The organism is Bacillus paranthracis (assembly GCF_001883995.1).
Lineage (GTDB): Bacteria > Bacillota > Bacilli > Bacillales > Bacillaceae_G > Bacillus_A > Bacillus_A paranthracis.
Map to the genome: position 1 here is coordinate 349,065 of NZ_MACE01000049.1, position 19,980 is coordinate 369,044.

Here is a 19,980-nt window from a genome sequence, read left to right on the forward strand (position 1 = left end):
GCAAATCCCCCCTTATATAGTTGGCACTTTAATTCTAGTAGCAAAACGATTTTCAACAAAATACCCTTCAAATGGATTTAATTTTGTACTACTTAAATCTTTATTAGATACATCGAAGACCATTTGGCCTGATGATTTTCTAAGTAAAATAACATGAGATTGTGTTTTTATTGTTTTTGAAACTAAGTCGTATCGACTGTCAATTGAATCAACATCACAGCCAATTACGAAGTGGATGCCCATAAATGCACCATTTGTTATTAATTCCGCTAAACTATATATATCGCTATCTTCTAAATTACTTAAAATATCATTTACATCTGCAATTACGATTACAATCGGCTTAAATTTCTTAATAAATTCTGCCGGGTTCACTGTTTCACTTGATGCTTCCTGCTCCTCTTTAAACGCCGCTTCTCTCGATTTGTAAGCATTTGTAACTTGTTTAATCGTTTTCTCAATTCCTGTTTTTTCAGCTACATATAAAGCAGCGCTCTCTCTATAGTTTGAGAAATTGCGTGTTCTTGTATCGATTAAGCCTAGGTCAAAGTGTCCACTTTCAGCTAACTGTTGAAGGAATTGATGAACTACATTTTCAACTTCATCTTTCTTGATTCCCCCTACAACAATATTAGACGCTTCCGTTAAATCTAATTCGAGAGGTGTAACGCTTTCTGTTTCTACACCAAATGTTAGTTTGCCTGCTTCAATAATTTTTCTTGTTTCTGGCCATGCAATAAACTCTTTGTATTCCAGCACTTCAGGTACCATAGGAATTGCTTTCGGTCTTTCTCCATTCCAGAAGGAATCCATCTCTTTTCCTTCAGCTTGTATATTTTCAATTCGAGTAAGTACGTCTTCTCCACTTGTCGGTAAAGCTGTTTGGAAGATTGTTGGTTCGTCAATTTTAACTAAACCACGTCCTGCTAATTCTTCAATTTTCAACTCTGTTCTTCCTACAATAGCTCTAGATTCCGCCTCATCTATCATATATAGAGCAATTTGTAATTTAATATTTGTATTTACTTGTACTCTCAATGCATTTTGACGTGTAGCCGTAAGCATTAAATGAATTCCTACCGCTGCCCCTTCACGTACAATTTGTGCAATAATGCGTTCAAAGTCTTCGACAAATCCAGCTTCTCTAACAGCATCATAGTTATCTAACGTAATTAATATTGTTGGTAATACTTCTTTACTAGCTCTCTCATACATTTCAAGACTCGCAACGCCATATTTACTTAGCAATTGCTTTCTATCTTTTAATAGGTCTTCTATGCGACGAAGAAACTTCTCGCATTTTTCAACTTGATCTAATGTAATGATGTCTGCCACATGCGGTAATGGTTTTAATGGCATTAAACCGTTCGTTCCGAAGTCTAATAAATACACATGCAAATGCTCCGGACTATGCTGACGAGCTACATCCATAATGACTGATTGTAAGAATGTTGATTTTCCGTAGCCTGGGCTTGAGAATACCGCTACGTGTCCGTCTTTACTAATATCTAATGTTAATGGTGTTTGTGATTGTAATTCAGGCTGATCTAGTAGACCAACTGTTGCTTGTAATGGTTTCTTTTCTTTCGTCCATGCTTCTTTGAACTGAATTGCATGTAAGTCTTGTAAATATACGCTTTCTGGAAGTGGTGGTAACCACGGTCTAGCTAACGCTTCAATTTCATTTATTTCTGCGTAATCGTGAATGTAGTCAATAACAGCATCCAGTTCAGATGGTACGCTTATTACTTCTTTACTACTACCAAGTCCACTTAAGTCTTCGCTTAATATTTCATATTGTCCTAGATCATTTATTGCATATATCGTTGCGTCTAAATGTTCTTTATCTTCTTTGTTTTCTACATAGTCTGCTCCACTCCAAGCTGATTGGAATAGTTCATATATTTCATTATTCCCAACTTGTAAGTAAGCACGTCCTGGTAATGTAATTTCAGCAGCATCTGGTGTTTTTAAAATTTCATTACTATCTGACGTATTTTGAACTTTTAATGCTAGTTTGAATTTCGAGTTACTCCAAATTTGATCATCTACAACACCACTCGGTTTTTGCGTAGCTAATATTAAATGGATTCCGAGCGAACGACCGATACGCGCTGTTGAAACTAACTCTTTCATAAACTCTGGTTGTTCTGACTTCAGTTCCGCGAATTCATCACTAATTAAAAATAGATGTGGCATCGGTTCACTTACTAAGCCTTCTTTATACAGTTTTTGATACTGATTAATATGGTTTACATCATTTTCCCCAAATAATCGTTGTCTTTTTTGTAATTCAGCTTTAATTGATGCGAGCGCTCTCATACTTTGTGCTCCATCTAAGTTCGTAATTGTTCCTAATAAATGCGGTAAGTTTTTGAATAAATTCGCCATACCGCCACCTTTATAGTCAATTAATAAAAAGGCTACTTCGTACGGATGGAAATTAACTGCTAGAGATAAAATGTACGATTGTATAATTTCCGATTTACCTGAACCTGTTGTACCTGCTATTAACCCGTGTGGTCCGTGTGCTTTTTCGTGTAAGTTTAAGTTTACGATATCTTCTTTACCACGTAATCCAAGTGGTACAGCTAAAGATTTATGCGCTGCATTTTTCTCCCAGCGACTTGTGATATTTAGTTCTTTTACTTTCTCAACACCGTACATCTCTAAAAATGTTACACTTTCTGGGATACTATTTTTTAAGTTTTGCAAATGATTTAAAGGTGCTAATGCTCGTGAAATGTCTTCTAAATTGAACCCTTTCGGTACGTGATTGAGTTTAAATTGACGGTTTACAAGCTCTCCTTGTTCTAAGATGATGTTCCCTTGTTTTGCATCTCTTATATCAATTACCGTTTTCACGTGCTCTGGTAAACTTTGCATAACATCTTGTACAAATACAAGTGATACACCTAATTGACTTGGATCATCATTAAAGAATTCCATAACAACATGATCTAGTATTAGTTTTTCATCTGTAATGAGAACAACATAGTGCGGTGCAAAGTACATTTTTTCATTCGTTGAACTTTTTTCATCTAGTTTTAATTTTCGTTCTTTCAATATTTGATACAAACTATTTAACACTTGATCACGGCTACGGTCATGGTATACAAATCCACGTACATTTATATCGCGAACACTTCCATGTGGTAACCAGCGCATCCAATTCCATTTTTCTTTTTCCTCTTCAGGAAAAATAGTAATAAACTGCAAGTCATAATAACTATGGAATAACGCGGTTTGTACAACTAATAATTGTAATTGTTCTAGCACTAAAGAGCGTTGTCCAATATAGCCAACCGGTCCATTTATCAAATCTGTTACAACAGGTACATCTTCCAAAGTAAGATAACGCTGTCTTAGTTCACGCGCTATATCAATTAACTCATCTTTCGTTTGACTAAATTCTTCTTCATTAAATTGGATTTCAAAACTCGTATTAGCTTGTCCTGTCCCAACGCTAAATGTTAAGAAATCATGATGTAACATTGTTTTTTCATAAATACGTGGATTTACTTGCATAGCCATATTACGTATCACTTCAACATTTGGATAATGATAATGTAATGCATGGCGCTGTTTTTCACTTTCTGCATGTAAGTCTTTCGTTTTTTGTTTTATATACGCTCTATAACTTTTATCACGTTCAACAATGTCAATTTTATATTGCTTTAAATTTTTTATATATGATGTGACAGAAACAATAATTGTTACTAATGTCATCGCAATCGATGCAATAATAAACATCCCATATTTCATAAAGATAGCAAGTAATACGGTTACGACAATCATGACAAGAGAAGGTGCAATAATTCTTGCCAAATGTTCAGTCGGTTTTGACGGCATACTTGAAGGTTTTGCAATTGTCATTTTCTCTTCTGGTTCACGGTAAATAATACGCGGTGAACGATGATAATCTGGATAACCACTTTGATAATTTGTTTCTGATTCTACTAAAATAGGTAACGTAGATTTCACGTTCTCTTCTGAAGAAAGTACTTGAATGTCTTCATTGCCTATTTCTACTAAAACACCATCAAAATATAATACGTCTCCCGCTTCTAACATAACGCTATCTTTTAGCTTCGTATAATTATGAAATACATCCCCGTCATATACATTCACTTTAAAAGAATCGTACAACGTTTCACGAGATAGCATTAAATCTACATTTGTCCCAATAATAGAAATATCATCATAACTGTTTTGACTAATTGTAAGAGAATGTTTCGTTCCGATATCAAACACTTTAGTTGTGCCGATAATAGAGATAAAGATTTTCAAGCTCACATCTTTAGTTTTTCCAATCTCAAATTCCTTATTGAATTCTATTAATTGATTTTGTACCATCCAAGCATTTACTTCATTATTCCACGTTAATTCTATTTCTTGTTCTAAACTTGGATTCGTAATATCATTTGTCCACTCTTTTCCAATCGACACTATTGATTGCTCATTTGGATGTAATGTGCACTTATATATTTTGTCTCCATAAGTCAATACTAATAGTTGCTCCATGCCTGTTCACTGCTCCTTTTCAACTGTCTCATCAAGTGCTTACTCTTTTTTCTCTGTGTCCGACAAATTTTTATCACTTGATGAATTGCCATATTTCTTTTTATATTCATCTAATTGTTGCTCATATGTTTTTAATTTTTGATCACGCTCTTCTCCTGATAAATCCGGATTATTTTTCAATGATTCAATTTGTTTAACAAGGCCGTACATAATAAGCTGAGGATCATCAAGTGTTTTAGCTAAATCTAATGATTTATCAAAATTACCTTTTCCGTTATACATCCAATACAGCAAATACTTTTCATCACTTTTCAAACTAATGTTTTTCATAATCGCTTTCTTTTGATCTTCACCTAATTTTTCAGCTGTAATGTATGCAAATGCTAACTCATATTTAGATGCAATCGGTAATGATTCAAATTCCTCTTCACTTAACTGCGTAATGACTTTGTCATAATCAGTTGCTATGAAACCCGCATTTGCTTCTAATAATTTATTTTGATAAGGAAGTTTTATAAAAGTGAAATATATTAAAGGAGCAGCTAAAATAACTGTCGCCGCTATGAAGGAAAAAGCTAAGTATTTAAACGATTTATAGCTTTTTTTAGGTACTAACTGCATATTTTTTTCTGTTTTTGTTTGTTCCTTCTCAAAGCTGTCATCAAGAAACTGCAGTAATGCATCTAGGCTTTCCATTTGAGCAACGGTCTGTTCAAATGTTGTTTCTTTTGCATCTTTTAGTAACCCAGCATACAAATCATCAAAGTTATGTTTTTGGGAGAATAAAGCAATAATTAAACACTTATATTGTGTTAAAAATTGCTCTTCTAATAACGGGGTTGGTGGAACAATATCTCGAATTCCTCTATGTATAATACTTGGTATTAAATTCGCATTAAAAACTATATTGTCTGGATGTAAAAAGAACGTGATTCGCTTATTTAAATATTTACGAAACTGCGCAACATTCCGAAGTAGTCTTAATTTCTCATTTCTTCCAAAACGGCTAAGATCGTCCCACTTATATAATTTTTTATCCACTTGAAATACAAACGTAAACATATCATCCGTTTCTTCTATCGTTAATGGCACGAATTCAGATGATACGCCCGTAATTATATCGAATTGACGGAAGTCTTTTATACGTGTTTGAGATTTGGTCATCTCCAATTTCCAATTTTCTTTTTCTATTTGAAATTGATAGTTCATTGCATCAATTTGAATTATTTTTTCCGTCATGTTTATCCTCTTCTCCTTTTCTTTATACCCGTAATAACTTATTTTCAAATAACTAAAAGTAAGAAATATTCTTTATAAAATTTGTAAAATATCGCCATCTGTTATTTGGTGATCAATTAAACGATCGTTATCTGTTAAAACAATTGACTTATTTTTCACTTTCATTACAAAATGTGAACCTTCATGATTATCAATCTTTAGCGTATCTAATAAGTTTTTCAATAAATATTTAATGGATTGATGATTCGGAATACGCAAATCATATGTATTTCCATTCCATTTATTAAAATCTACTGTCACATTTATATGTGTTTGTATTGCCATCGCTTTACCTCCAACTTTTACGAAGAACCGTATAAATACCGATACAAATAAGTATAATGCCGCCGCCAAATAATAATATTACTGTTATACTAATTGGCTCTGCATTCATTGTTTCATTACTTGCTACTTCATCTGCACTTTTTCTCACAATGTATTCACTGCTAAACAAACTATTTTTCGTATCTTTAACACTATTATTCTCTTTTTGTTTTATAAAAAGAGAATCTCTTAAAGATTCCATCTCTTTTTGTTCTTTCTTTTTCTTTTTTTGAATTTCTTCTTCTATATCTTTATTAAATAATTCAATTGATGCTTTATCTAATTCCGTTTCCTTATGTTCCTTTTTATTTTTTTCTTGGTCTTTATCTTCAAAGCGATCTACTTTAAACTGAATCTTTCCATCATCACCAAGATAACTGTCGGCCGCGCTCCTTATCGGTAGCGCGACAAACAGTAAAAGGAAACAAATAAATGATAACTTAACCACTATGCTCCATTGTTTGATCATTTACTTCTTTTTCCTCCCATTTCTTGTGCCATACAAATAGATTACTAGCTAATCCTATAATGGCAATTACAAACAATACGATAAAAATAACTTTTCCAGTATCTTTACCGCTAATAAAATCATTTAAAAAACCTTCTATATATTGAAGTGGTGAAAATTGACGCATTTTACCTACAGAAGACATTTGATCTACTTTACTTCCAACTGCTTCAGTTAAAAATAGATACATACTTAAAAATACTAATAAGATAAACATTCCTACCATTTTTATTTGTCGCAGTAAGTATGTTGAAACTAGTACAAACGCCATCATAATAAATGTGATAAACGCAATCCATAGTAAACTTTGATCCTGACCGAATTTTAAAAGACGGCCTGAAATGATTCCTATACTGATTCCTTCCACAATCGATATTCCAAATGCTACTACTGTAGTTGGTACATTCATATCAATTAAAGAGAATCTCTCTTCAAAATGATCTGATTGCGTTCGTTTCTTTTCTTGATTGGCAATTGCGTATGCTGTAAATAGCGCAACAATGAAACAAGTTAATACGATTAAGTACGGTGTAAAAGCATTACCTGCTACAATTACCCCATCATTTTGTTTCTGAACTGGACTAGCTAAAAACTCATATAGCATTTCATTTTGACGATCTCCAATACGACTATTTGCCAAAATCTTCGTAAAGTTTTTCGAGAATGCTTTGTCATCTTCCATTTTCTTCGTAAAATCATTTAATAAAGAATCTGCTTTTGAAACAATTGTCGTTCCGCTTTCTTGAATTTCTTTTGCTTGTCCATTAATTTGATCAAATGTTTTATATACATCATCTGATGTCGCTAAACTATGCTTCGAACTCTCTACTAATGACTGCGTTTGCATCGTTAAAGATTTAATACCAGAGTCTAATGATAGTACAGCTGTTTGTTCACCTGCATTATTAGTCGTTAATACTTGTTGTTCTTCAGCTAACTTTAAGCTACTCTCACGCCATTTCGCTAAACCTTTTAAATATTCACCTAAATTTTGATTCATACTAGTTGCTTGTTGCATCGTTTCATTTAATTTCTCTGCTAGTAGCATTGAATTTTGATCTGCACTAGTAATGAGCTGTTGGTAAGAGTCCATTTTTTGTTTTAAACCAATCATATCTTGTTTTACTTCACTCGTAATACTAGCTGATACAAGATTTGAAATTAAATCAATTACACTTTGCTTATTTAACATATAGTACAATGAATGATCAGTAGCAATCGCATCTAAACTTCCCTCTTCAAGCTTAGGCCCCACATCATTCGTTCTTAAATCAATACCATAATACATTTGATAAAGACTCATTAAACCTTGATAACTTTGAACGGTCTCGACTGCTTCTTTAATTAATACATTAGATGTATTATCTGTTAACTTCTCAGTTTTTTGATGTACAATATAATTATTTGTACGTTCAATAACTGTTGAGCCACCACCTTGATTTGGGTTTCCTCCGTTTCCGTTATCTGTCCCCGTTCCGCCTCCTGGGTTTCCTCCGTTTCCGTTATCTGTTCCCGTTCCGCCTTCTGGGTTTCCTCCGGTGTTATTATTATTCTGTTCTGTCTTTTGAATGATAGGCTTTTTAACAGTGTTTACTAGCGGCATGATTCCATACTGCGTTTGATTAACTACATTTTCTACCTTGCTATTTTCTGTTTTTGTTCCTTCATTCTCTTTATTTGGTTCTTCTTTTTTAGGTTCTTCTTTTCCGGTACTGGTTTCTTTCTCGTAATTACCATTCAATTTCCATTCCCACGTTACTGGAGAGAAAACATCTATATTCATACTTGGATCTACTAACTTCACATGAAGGCTAATTTTCAAATCTCCCTCATTACGTGCTGATATTGCAACTGCTCCGTTTTGCAAGAATTCACTTGTACGGTCCACACCATCAATTAATAGTGAATCTGTACTACCATATAACTCAAAGCCACTAGGAATAGTTATATTCATAGTTTGCGAAGAATCCATTCCAATTACTTTCGCTGTATCGTTGAATATAATTCCATCTTTAGATAAGCTTTCTTTTATTTCTTTAATTGAATTCCCTAAAGATATTTTATTTACAGGGTCATAATAAAAGTTATTTTCTTTATTATATTTATTCGTAAATTGGATTACGTTTTTCAGTTGTAATTTCGTTACATCCGGCAAATCACTTTGAACGATTTCTTCCATGTTCAAACTAGGCAACTTCGCAATTAAATTTTCAATTTGTTGTTTAATACGAAGATCTGGTTGTTTCATTAACGAATTTATAACTACTTCATGTTGTCCATCATTTGATATAGACTTTTGTAATCGTTTTAGGATTGTTGCTTGAATGTCACTCTCTAATTTCCCTGCAAGTTCTGTATCATATTCTGACACTTGTTTTTTTACATCTGTTAAATACTTCTGTATTGCTGAAGCATCAGCTAAAATACTAGGATCTTTCTCTGAAAGCGTAAATTGATTTGCGATAATTTTATTTGCGGATTCCAATGCGCTTAACTGCTTTAATACATCGCCTGAATTCATATCACTCATATACTGATTAAATTGATTTGTAAAGTTATTCGCTAACAGATTATTATCAGTTTGCATTTTTTGAAAGTTATTAAATCCTTCTAAATACGTATTATTAGATTTATTACCTTCATCTAAAGCTTGACCAAACCCTTTTAAAACATCTTGGAATCCTTTAAAACTATTAACAGAAATACCAGTGTAATCTTGTACCGTTTTAAATTGATTTGTATAATTTGCCAAAGGACTATGTACATCTTTTTTGTACATAGTTGTTTGAGCGGTTCCTTTTTCAATTATTTTACCTATATTATCTTGTGCACCTTGTAACTTACCGATAATACTTGCAAAATAAACATCGATGATTTGCTTATTAAAATCCTCTAAGATAGCAGAGGCTGTATTTTCTGCCTCAGCTTTCAAATCTTTATTTCCAGTTGCATTTACTTTGTAATTTAATGTTAATTTCTCTGGAAGTTCTGAATCAATCGCAACAGCTTTTCTTGAAAAATCGTTAGGTATTACAATCATCATATTGTAATTATTATTTTTCAAACCACTTTCTGCTACACCACGACTCACTACGTACCATTCTTGTTTCGTGTTTTTATTTACATTTTTTACAAATTGATCTCCAAACGCTATTTTATTCCCTTCAAATACAGTACCTTGATCTTCATTTACCAATGCAACTGTCATTTTGGGCGTGGTGTTCTCATTTGCTTTTTTAACATTTTGGTTTAACGCTAAATAGGAGATCCCTGTTGATAACACAAGAGCTAAAATAATAAACAACAAGATGCTCCACTTGAACTTTTTCACTACTTATCACTCCTGCAACTGCGAGTCTATTAAGTTAAAGACTTCGTATCTTACTCTAGTTTTAAAGTAATTTAGCCATACAACCTATAGTTGCATGGCTAAATTATATATTTCTTTTTTATCTGTCTTATTGTAGACCGAAATTACGAGAAAGATCTTCGTCATGTCTTGCAACAGCTTCTGCAGTTTTATTAAGCTGCATATTAATTTCTTGTAATAGCTGTGCGAAGTTTTGTACTTTTGGCTTTAATTGATTGAACTGTTGATCAAAGCCTTCGAAAGCACGACCTTCCCATTCTCCTCTTAATTCATTTTGTAAGTTTTGTAATTGACGTAAAATGTCCTCAATTTGATTTGCACTTTGTCCATATCGAGTCGCTTTCGATTTAAGCTCCTCTGGTGACATGCGAATTTGTCCTGCCATTATTAAATCCCCCTTAAAATTTAAAAATAGTAAAATTAACCAATAATCAATTCTACAAATTGATTATATCAATAATTTAAAAATTTCTAAACAAAAAAATGATATTTTTCCAAATTTTCTCTTTTATTATAATAACATTATATTATATAATTCCAATTCATCATTTTTGAGGCATACTCTATAAAGCGACTATAAATTTAAAGAAAACCTTTTATTTTATATATCTTTAAGAACTTATCCATTTTTAATTTCAACAATAAATTGTTTACTAAATCATGATTTTCCCATCTCCACTGACTGTTCTTTCTCACCAATCAAATTTTTAAGCAAATTGTGCTATTCCAGCTTCAAAAGCTTCCTTGTCATTATTAATCACCCCAAATAACGCTTCCTGAAGCGCAAATGTACTTTTATAAAAATATATTCTTTCCTTTACTTCTTCCAAATTGGGATAATAAGCTGAAAAGAATTGTAAAAACCCCTCTCCATAGCCAGCTAATATCCCAGCAAAATCATAAGCAGGATCTCCAATACTTGCACCACCAAAATCTATGACTCCAGAAATATCCTGTTTTGTTGCACTATATAAAATATTTGTCATACCAAAATCCCCATGAATAAGACTGGGTGTAAAATTAAAATGACTCTCTTCATTTAAATACGTTTCAAAAGATAATGAAACTTCTTTTTTTGCCTCTTCTCTCATGTATGGATAAACATAATCTTTCAATTGACTATATAAACTATTTATTTCTGAATACATATCAGCACTATCATATTGCATAATACCTTCAAATGTAGATAACGGAATTTCATGCAACTCTTTTAAAAATCCCGCCAATGTGCACGCAAGTTTCTGTAATTGTTTCTCTTCATTTATTCCCGTAAAGATATTTTTCCAAAATGGGTCTCCTTCAATCATTTCATATCCTGCAAATACTTTCCCTGGTACTTCATCTTGAAACCCTTGATAACTCGGGTTGGGAATTTGAAGCGTAATGAAGGGTCTTATTTTCTCTAGCAACTGCGTTTCTATTCGCAGTTGCTGAATACCTTTTTCATATTTCGGAAACCGAAATACTATATTATCATTTACAATTAATACATCATTATTTTGGCCTATTTCATTTATATAAGCGGATCTTATTTTTAATTCTGGATATACTCTTTGTAAATACGAAATATACTCATTTTCTTTTCTCATTCTTTCCCTCCTCCCACTCACAATATTTTTCTCACTTCAAAGTCATAATTACCTGTCTTTCAACAAAACCAAACTCTTCGTACATCTCTTTTGCAAAATTCCCAGCAAATACATTCAAACGAATTTCTGAATAATTCTTTTGTAATTCCTTAATACCAGCCTCCATTAATTTTCTTGATAACCCTTTCCCGCGGTACTCTGGAAAAACATACAATTCGTATATAAACCCTAGTTTGTCATGAGAAAAATAGTCCGTATTTTCCCCTATCAATATCCATCCCATTACATTGTTTTCTTCTTTAACGACTAAATAATACGCTCCTTTTTCTACAATCGGCCTTGTAATTTCAATCGCTTTCTCTGTATTTAACCGACAATTTCCTCTCGTACCTTCAAAAAGCGATTGAGCTGCATATTGTATTATTTCGTCCGTTTCTTTCCGGTTTGCCTTTTCTATCATTTTTCACAACTCTCCTCTTTAATAGGCATTAATATCGCTCGTTCAAGATCCTCCGCTTCCATAACAATTGCCATTAATCCATGCTCTGTACTTGTCTCATGAAATTCGCCCTTCTCCCAAAACACAGCCTGTCCCGCCTTCACCTTCACTTTTTCTTTATCTGCTCCGCATACATATCCTTCTCCGTCCACAATAAGAAGCAGTTGCGATACAACTGCTTCATGATATCCAATTATTCCATTCTCTTTTAAATGCATAGCACCGATATGTATATTCCCTTGATGGTTTACTATTTTCGACATTATGAAATTAGATTGAAATGCTGTAATTTGCTTTCCTACTTTTTCACTAAAATCAAAAATCTTCACTTCTAGTCCTCCTTATATGTATAAAACCATCCTTACTGTCTGCATCATATGTCCTTCAAAATCTTCTTCAAATTCCTCTAATTGCGCAAAACCTTTCGCTTTATAAAAACGTTTTCCTTTTTCATTCGCTGCTTCTACATGAATGTATAGTTTCCGAATTCCTTTTAATACCGTTAACCCTTTTTGTAATAAAGCACTTCCTATCCCTTTCCCTTGTTGATCTGGTAACAAATAAATCGCGCCTAATTCTGCTTCGTTTTGCAGTCTAACAGGTGAAAAATTTGCAAAGCCAATTACTTCTCCCTCTTCTTCTGCAACGAATAAATGTGTATTCTCAAGACGATATTTCATTTTTTCGTCAGAATAAGCCTCGTCTAAAAAACTGTCTTGAATCTCTCCCGGAATAATGCCTTCATATGTATCATGCCAAGCTATTTTCGCTACTGATTGTACAGCATGAATATCTTCTTGCTTCATTTCTCTAATTACATATGTCATCTCGATGTCTCCATTCTCTTTACATTATATTCTGCTAATATACTAGAAGAAATGGCAGAACCATTTTCATAATCCACCTTAATTAATTTTAATTTTTCAACGCTTCCCATTCTTCACGAATCATTCCCATTCGAATAGAGTCATAGTACGTTCCGTTATAATAACGGCATTTTCGCATTCTACCTTCTAAGCTCATTCCTATTTTCTCCGCTACTTTCATCATACGTTCATTACCAGACCAAGTCGTGAGCCCTACTCTACCAATCTCCATCTTTTCAAATAGTAAATCCCGATATAACGTTAACGCTTCTGTACCGTAACCGCCATTCCAGTAAGCCGGATTATAAATGACAATTCCCATCTCCAACCAACGCGTCGGTTTATACTCCCAATAAAATCCGACCGTCCCTATAACTTGACCGTTATGTTCTATAATTAAATTGGATAGCGGTTCTTCTTTTAAACGAGTTTGCATCTTTTCCTTATAGGCTGAGTATTCTTGCATCGAAAACGGAAAATACGGTGCATCCCATTTTTTCCATTCTGGATTTTCTTCTTTAAACACGAGATTCCATAATGTTTTTATATCTGATTCTTCAATTGTACGAATTGTTACTCTATCCCCTTTTATGATTACGCTTTTCATAATTTCCTCCTACACTTCTCTTTATTTCATATATAATTATAATGTTTTTTCTGAAAAATCAAAACAGATATCGTTTATTATATTGTATAATTTTGTTATAAGATACCAATTATTCATGTAGAAAGCTGGTGATTCAATGAATAATCGATTTAGTATTACTTTATTTCTCACTATTGTTACGACAAATATTATTCTCTATTTCTTCTTACCATCAAATATTGTTACGAAATGGGACTTCAATGGAACGCCTACATCAACAATGGATAAAGCTACTTTTGTTATCGTAAATATAATTATATGTTCTTTCGTATTCTTTTTATTTTTAGCTTTATCTAAAGCAGCGAGTAATCAGAAATTTCTCCTTTGGATCGGCAATACTATTTTACTATTCTTATTTTTTGTCGATATTGTCATTGCCCTTATCGCTCTTGGCTTTTCACTTCCTCTTGATCATTTTATATTTTTAGGATTAGGGCTTTTATTTATATTAATAGGTTATTTCAGTTCCAAAATTGATACGACTGAATCAACTGTTTCATTGGAATGGAATGATAAGCACCTCGAAAAAAGAGCTTCAAATATTTGTAGTATTTCAATGATAATAGCAGGTATTTTACTAGCGGGGCTTCCATTTATCGTTTCTACTCCTTATAGAGGTTATGCTATACTAACAATTATTTTAGGAATGACGCTTGTCATTTTACCGAGTACGATTTATTTACTTATTAAAGATAGCAAGCAATCTACTTCTTAAAAAAAATAGGAGGTTACATCCCTCCTATTTCAGCTAAATATTTTCTTTTTCGTCTTTTCTATCTCAACTAAAATCCCTTTCTCTATCCAGCCTTCTACTCCATCTTTTTTAATTAAATCATATCCTGAGCAGCTACCATCAATGAGAGAAACAATATCCCCTTTTTTTACGCTTATTTGCGCACAAGATATATCCGTTTTCACTGTGTATTCACCTGAATCAAGTTGCTTAATATATTCATCTTTCACATAAAGTAATGTATTCGTTTCCCTTTGCCTGCATATTGTGTAATCTTGCTTCTTCTCCATAGGCTCTATGTAATAATGTGGATAGGTAACCCCGCCCTGCATTGTTGCATCGGCATGAAAATCTGCTATTACTTCATATTCTGGAAAATAGTCTACATATGTATAAGAAAACTTATCACTTGCACTTGTCCTCTGAATGATAAATGCATTTAATTGTCCTGCCTCTTTAATCGTATTTCCACCGTCAATTGCAATAATCTTTTTTTCCTTATCAATAACAGGATTGTTAGATGGTGCCTTCTCTGAATAGTTTACAACAGGCCAATGACCGACAACTACATACTTATTTGCTTTATGTGATTGATTGAAAAACTCCGGCATTGCTATCGCATTTTTTCGTTCTGTCTCTTTCCAATCTTCTCTATCTTCAAGGCCAGCATGTACAAAGATATAATCCTCCGTTTCAATCGCTGTTGGTAATTCTGTTAGCCACTTTATTTCTTTTGAGAAATGGCTCATTAATTTTGTTTTCAATTCACGGATATCACTTTCTTTATGAACGTTAATATTCAATTGCGCTAGCCATTCATTAAAAATTGTATTTTTTCGCGTACACAAATAATTTATTAAAGCAGGATTTTCATTTACAAGTGCTTCAACTACAACTTCACAATTCCCTTCTATTACATACACATTTGGCTTACTAACTACTAGATCCATCACATAGTTTACGACGCCAATACTATTTCTTCCTTTCTCACAAAGATCGCCATTAATAATTAAATAATCTTCATCTTGAAAATTAACTTTATGTAGTAGTTCCTTAAAAAGGTCTAATTCTCCATGAATATCAGAAATAATGATGACTCTTACATCATTTGGTATAGATAATTTCTTTATTTTTTCCAAGTATAAACGCCCCTAACATTCTCTAAATTCAAGATTCCATTTTAAATTTCTAATATTCGACAAATCATATCGCTAGACCTATCCCTAGCTCAAAACTGAAAAAGAAAATAGGTTCCATATATTTTTACACACGGAACCTACTTAGTATTATAACTCTTTATAAAAAGAATAACTTACCTTATTAAAGCCCTCTCTTTCATAAAAACGATGTGCATCAATTCTTGGAAATGCAGATGTAAGTACGATAGAACTGCCCCCTTCTTCTTTCCCCCATTTTTCTACATATGACAGCAGAACATTACCATACCCTTTTGATCTATGAGCTTCCGCGGTTACAAGGTCATATACATAAACATGTTTCTCATTATAAAAATTCGTACAAATTGCTACACCAGCTAGACTAACAACTTCATTCTCTTCGTTACGCAGCGAAAATAGTTTATAATTTTCTTCTTTCATTTTTTGAAATAAAGAACTTGCTTCTTCTCTTGAAAGTTTTGTTCGTAATTGCTGTAATACGGGAAATACTTCATGTAAATCAGCTTCTGTTACTACTTCTTTAATATTCATTATGATTCTCCCCTTACTATTTATAAAATTTTCTAAATGTTATATCATCATTATAGAAAGTAACTGCCCTTAACTTAAGTGACAGTTCTATTCTTTTTTATAAGGCCAGTATAAAAAGGAGCGTCTACAAATGGATCTGACTATCCCATTAGTGTTACAAAATAAAACACCTATTTACTTACAAATTTACGAATATATGAAACGAGAAATCTCTCATGGATCACTACGTGCCGGTACACGTCTTCCTTCTCACAGAAATTTAGCTATGCAACTTAATGTGAGTCGTATTACAGTTGAATCCGCTTATCAACAATTACTAGCTGAAGGTTACGTAGAAAGCAAACCGAAACGCGGGATTTTTGTTGCGGAAGTAGATATTGATGTCATTCAAAAGAAACAACAAATTGCGTCAAGCAGTACTAACAATAAAGAAAAAGAACAATATGATTATGATTGTAGTCAAGGACTTATTGATCAAAAAGCTTTTCCCATAACAAACTGGAAAAGAGCGTTACACGAAACTTTATTTCAGTATGAAAATGAATTATTTGCTAAAGAAGATCCACAAGGTGAGCTCGTTCTACGAGAACATATTTCAAAGTATTTATATCATGCTCGCGGGGTACATTCTTCACCTGATCAAATTATTATTGGAGCAGGTACGCAGCCTCTTCTTTGGCTACTCCTTCAACTACTTGGTTCAAAAAAAGAATACGGAATCGAAAATCCTGGATTTCACCGTATACCTGCTATGATTCAAAGTTGTGGCCTTCCTGTTCACCCGATCCCTTTAGACGATAAAGGGATTCATATTTCCGCTTTACGTGAATCCGGTTCCAATGTGGCATATGTCACTCCATCTCATCAATTTCCACTCGGAATCATTATGCCATTATCTAGAAGACTCGAGTTATTAAAATGGGCGAATGATTGTAATGGTTATATTATTGAAGATGATTACGACGGGGAATTTCGCTATATAGGAAAACCTATTCCTTCTTTACAAGGGCTAGATTCAAATGAACGTGTTATTTATATGGGAACTTTCTCGAAATCTTTTTTACCTTCTTTACGAATGGGATATATCGTTTTACCACCTCATCTTTTAAAAGTCTATAAAGAACTTGGTGGTATGTTTAAACAAACGGTTTCTACAATGCAACAACTTACCTTTGCTACCTTTATTCAAAGTGGTGATTGGGAACGTCATATTAACCGAAGTCGTACATTATATAAAAGAAAACATATTTCTTTAATTAAATCTATTAAAAGCGAAATGGGAAATAACGTGCATATACTCGGTGAACAATCCGGGCTTCATATTGTACTTCACGTTCATAACGGGATGAATGAACAAGAACTTATTCATGCAGCTGCAAAAGAACGTATTAAGTTATACCCTCTCTCCACATACGATTCTGTTTATAATGTAAGGGAGGAGTCATATGTATTGCTCGGTTTTGGCAGTATTCGAGAGGAATGTATTGAAACTGTTGTCAAATTACTGAAAAAAGCGTGGTTCCCTAAATAAAAATAGCTCCACGCAAGTTATACTTACGTGGAGCTATTTTTATGCACTATTTTTCTGATCTCATTGCCCTTCCCGGACGTTTGACACCAGTTGTTTCTGTTGAATAGGAAGCTTCAATAATAGCAGTTGGATCTACAGAGAGAACGAGATCTTTCATTTTCGGATAAATGAAACGGTTTGTAATACAATAAATGATTCTCTTATGTTCTCCTAAAAAACCACCTTCTCCATGTAGATACGTAACGGATAATTGCAATTCTTTCATAAGTAGATCGCCTATTTCTTTATTTTTACCAGAAATAATCATAACGCTCTTTCCTTGATTAATGCCATCTAATATGAAATCAATCATCTTCGTAACAATATAGAAAATTGCTAATGAGAACATCGCTTGTTCAATTGAAAACAAAATGGCAACAAAGATGAAAATAACCGCATTTACAGCAAGTAAAAATGTACTAATCGGCACTTTAAAATGTTTATTCATCCAAACAGCTAACATTTCTGATCCATCAATTGCTCCGCCCATTTTTACTACAATTCCTACACCAACACCAAATAGAACTCCTCCATAAAGAACAATTAACAATTCAGAAGTTGTAATTGCTGGAAATGGTTTCAAATAAATCAATCCGAGTGTTGTCACAACATTTGCATAGGACGTACGGATAAAGAACTTCTTTCCCATTACTTTTGCAGTAAATAATAAAATCGGGATATTAATCCCCAAGAACACTCCATAAAGCGGCAATCCTGCAACTTTATTCGCCATAATAGCAATGGCTGTTACCCCGCCATCTACTAATCCATTAGGCGCTAAAATAAGCTCTAATGAACCTGCTACAATAATTGAGCCAATTGTTAATAATACGTATTCAAATACTTTCTTCATTCATTACCCCCAAAACTTATATATTTTCTTAGTATTATTTTAACGTAATTTCTCTACTAATACAAAGATATCAGTTTATATACACAAAAGTTTCACCTTTATAGTGATTTTTATGTAATTTTTTATTGAAACACACTTACCCATTGTAGTAAGTGTGCCTCAAACATTTATTTAAGTTTCAAGTACGAATTCATTTTCATTTTAAATATTTCATCAACTGCCCTTTTATATCCACCAGCCTTTCGAAGTGACTCTCCAACTTTACGACTATTTTCCTTAAACGTTACATCATTCATCACTTTCTTTACAGACTCTCGTAACAATTCAGAAGTGAGTTCTTTACGATTTAGCCTTATTCCAGCCCCTACTTCATTTACTCGTTTCGCAACTAAAGGCTGATCTCCTGTTACCGGAATTACAACTAACGGGACACCGTAATATAGTGCTTCACTCGAACTATTCATACCACCGTGTGTCACGAATACATCAGCATGCTGTAATACTTCTAACTGTGGCACATAATTATACAACTTAAAGTTATCCGGAATGTTTTCAATTTGACTTATATTTATCTTCTTACCAACAACTAATACGACTGTCTCTTCTACATCTTTAAAAGCTTCAAAACATTTTTCATATAGCTCAGGTTGTTCATTAAAAACTGTTCCCATAGAAATGAAAATCACTTTTTCATCTTTTAAATGTTCAATAGGAAAGCTACCTACTTCTTTTCGAGTAGCAATTGATGGACCGACAAACTTATATGATTCATCAAATACATCTGAACGCGGCTGATATTCTTTTGAAGTATACACAATCGTAATATCACCAGGATGGTTCATAATATCATACATACTAGTACACTTCATTCCATACTGCTTATTCCATTTTTCCATTCCCGCTAAACAAGATTGATACAATGGATTCATTTCATCTACTTCTCTTGATTCATGTTCATCGTTAAAAGTAATGTACTGATTAAAAGCAAACGTTGTACAAGAAGAAACACTAGGTAATTTTAAAACATTGGCTATAATACGTCCTACTGGAAAATGATTATCATATATCAAATAATCGTACTTTTCCCCTTTTGTTTCTTCTACAATTTGAGTAACAATACGTTCTGATGCTTCCATCATATGAGACAGCATCGTCAAAGGACTCCCACCTTCATTTACTCGCTCCATAATATTAATTTGAGAGAGAAAATTCTCAAACTCTCGGAATTGTGCACCTGTTGCTTCAATCTTCTTTCTAAAATCTTCAATACAATACGAAACAACTGTCTCCCCTCGCCGAATTAACTCACTTACAATAGCTAAAGTCGGATTTATATGACCTTCTCCAGGGAAATTTATTACGAGTACGTTTGCCATCATATCCTCTCCTATCTAATATTATTAATAATTAATTATATTAATTAATTTAAAACTATTATAAAGGAATCTATTCTATTTCTTCACATTTTTCTCTTCATTTTATTATTGAGAAATATTTTTCATAACCTACTT

Annotated in this window: 17 protein-coding genes and 1 pseudogene; 2 read left to right on the forward strand and 16 right to left on the reverse strand. The window is 33.1% G+C overall.

Annotated features, from left to right (window positions below; genetic code table 11):
• Window positions 1-12: 12 nt before the first annotated feature.
• From essC to BAQ46_RS18910, 12 genes and pseudogenes are all read right to left on the reverse strand, one after another.
• Window positions 13-4,524 (reverse strand): type VII secretion protein EssC, encoded by a 4,512-nt coding sequence (gene essC, locus BAQ46_RS18860; RefSeq protein ID WP_000436727.1) that lies wholly within the window; start codon window positions 4,522-4,524, stop codon window positions 13-15.
• 39 nt (window positions 4,525-4,563) lie between these two features.
• Complete coding sequence (gene essB / locus BAQ46_RS18865; protein WP_071742446.1) at window positions 4,564-5,763, reverse strand: type VII secretion protein EssB; 1,200 nt, start codon at window positions 5,761-5,763, stop codon at window positions 4,564-4,566.
• Between the two features lie 72 nt (window positions 5,764-5,835).
• Complete coding sequence (locus BAQ46_RS18870) at window positions 5,836-6,087, reverse strand: EsaB/YukD family protein (RefSeq protein ID WP_001007567.1); 252 nt, start codon at window positions 6,085-6,087, stop codon at window positions 5,836-5,838.
• A 4-nt stretch (window positions 6,088-6,091) separates the two neighbouring features.
• The gene (essA, locus tag BAQ46_RS18875; RefSeq protein WP_000595664.1) at window positions 6,092-6,595 is read right to left on the reverse strand and encodes a type VII secretion protein EssA; all 504 of its coding nucleotides are present in this window, start codon (window positions 6,593-6,595) and stop codon (window positions 6,092-6,094) included.
• Window positions 6,567-9,965 carry a type VII secretion protein EsaA gene (esaA, locus tag BAQ46_RS18880; protein ID WP_071742448.1) on the reverse strand — a complete coding sequence of 1,133 codons (3,399 nt, stop codon included), beginning with the start codon at window positions 9,963-9,965 and terminating at the stop codon, window positions 6,567-6,569. Before esaA ends, essA begins: the two co-directional genes overlap by 29 nt.
• A 127-nt stretch (window positions 9,966-10,092) precedes the next feature.
• A complete protein-coding gene (locus BAQ46_RS18885) occupies window positions 10,093-10,389 on the reverse strand; it encodes a WXG100 family type VII secretion target (RefSeq protein WP_000918605.1) in 297 nt (98 codons plus the stop codon).
• A 322-nt stretch (window positions 10,390-10,711) separates the two neighbouring features.
• Window positions 10,712-11,593 (reverse strand): phosphotransferase family protein, encoded by an 882-nt coding sequence (locus BAQ46_RS18890; RefSeq protein ID WP_001990263.1) that lies wholly within the window; start codon window positions 11,591-11,593, stop codon window positions 10,712-10,714.
• 31 nt (window positions 11,594-11,624) lie between these two features.
• A complete protein-coding gene (locus BAQ46_RS18895; RefSeq protein WP_000570295.1) occupies window positions 11,625-12,053 on the reverse strand; it encodes a GNAT family N-acetyltransferase in 429 nt (142 codons plus the stop codon).
• A complete protein-coding gene (locus tag BAQ46_RS18900) occupies window positions 12,050-12,421 on the reverse strand; it encodes a cupin domain-containing protein (RefSeq protein ID WP_000688088.1) in 372 nt (123 codons plus the stop codon). The genes BAQ46_RS18895 and BAQ46_RS18900 overlap by 4 nt, the downstream gene beginning before the upstream one ends.
• Window positions 12,422-12,433: 12 nt before the next feature.
• A complete protein-coding gene (locus BAQ46_RS18905; protein ID WP_000222818.1) occupies window positions 12,434-12,919 on the reverse strand; it encodes a GNAT family N-acetyltransferase in 486 nt (161 codons plus the stop codon).
• Window positions 12,916-13,029: pseudogene (locus BAQ46_RS31115) on the reverse strand (2'-5' RNA ligase family protein); the annotation flags it as partial. The gene BAQ46_RS18905 and the pseudogene BAQ46_RS31115, both read right to left, overlap by 4 nt.
• Window positions 13,008-13,565 (reverse strand): GNAT family N-acetyltransferase, encoded by a 558-nt coding sequence (locus BAQ46_RS18910; RefSeq protein ID WP_061130910.1) that lies wholly within the window; start codon window positions 13,563-13,565, stop codon window positions 13,008-13,010. The pseudogene BAQ46_RS31115 and the gene BAQ46_RS18910, both read right to left, overlap by 22 nt.
• 136 nt (window positions 13,566-13,701) lie before the next feature.
• Between BAQ46_RS18910 and BAQ46_RS18915 the strand changes: the two genes are divergently transcribed.
• Window positions 13,702-14,319 carry a DUF1648 domain-containing protein gene (locus BAQ46_RS18915; RefSeq protein WP_001065185.1) on the forward strand — a complete coding sequence of 206 codons (618 nt, stop codon included), beginning with the start codon at window positions 13,702-13,704 and terminating at the stop codon, window positions 14,317-14,319.
• 29 nt (window positions 14,320-14,348) lie between these two features.
• Here the strand turns inward: BAQ46_RS18915 and BAQ46_RS18920 are convergent, their stop codons facing one another.
• Together BAQ46_RS18920 and BAQ46_RS18925 are read right to left on the reverse strand one after the other, a co-directional pair.
• On the reverse strand, window positions 14,349-15,476 hold the full coding sequence (locus BAQ46_RS18920) for a metallophosphoesterase (protein ID WP_000411328.1): 1,128 nt from the start codon (window positions 15,474-15,476) through the stop codon (window positions 14,349-14,351).
• Between the two features lie 147 nt (window positions 15,477-15,623).
• A complete protein-coding gene (locus BAQ46_RS18925) occupies window positions 15,624-16,046 on the reverse strand; it encodes a GNAT family N-acetyltransferase (RefSeq protein ID WP_071742450.1) in 423 nt (140 codons plus the stop codon).
• A 130-nt stretch (window positions 16,047-16,176) separates the two neighbouring features.
• Between BAQ46_RS18925 and pdxR the strand changes: the two genes are divergently transcribed.
• Entirely contained in the window at window positions 16,177-17,577 is a 1,401-nt protein-coding gene (gene pdxR, locus BAQ46_RS18930) for a MocR-like pyridoxine biosynthesis transcription factor PdxR (protein WP_071742451.1), read from the forward strand.
• A gap of 46 nt (window positions 17,578-17,623) precedes the next feature.
• Here the strand turns inward: pdxR and BAQ46_RS18935 are convergent, their stop codons facing one another.
• Window positions 17,624-18,469: a YitT family protein gene (locus BAQ46_RS18935; protein ID WP_000755132.1), complete on the reverse strand. Its 846-nt coding sequence runs from the start codon at window positions 18,467-18,469 to the stop codon at window positions 17,624-17,626.
• 167 nt (window positions 18,470-18,636) lie between these two features.
• Window positions 18,637-19,845, reverse strand: a complete 1,209-nt coding sequence (locus BAQ46_RS18940; RefSeq protein WP_071742453.1) for a macrolide family glycosyltransferase — start codon at window positions 19,843-19,845, stop codon at window positions 18,637-18,639.
• Window positions 19,846-19,980: the final 135 nt, after the last annotated feature.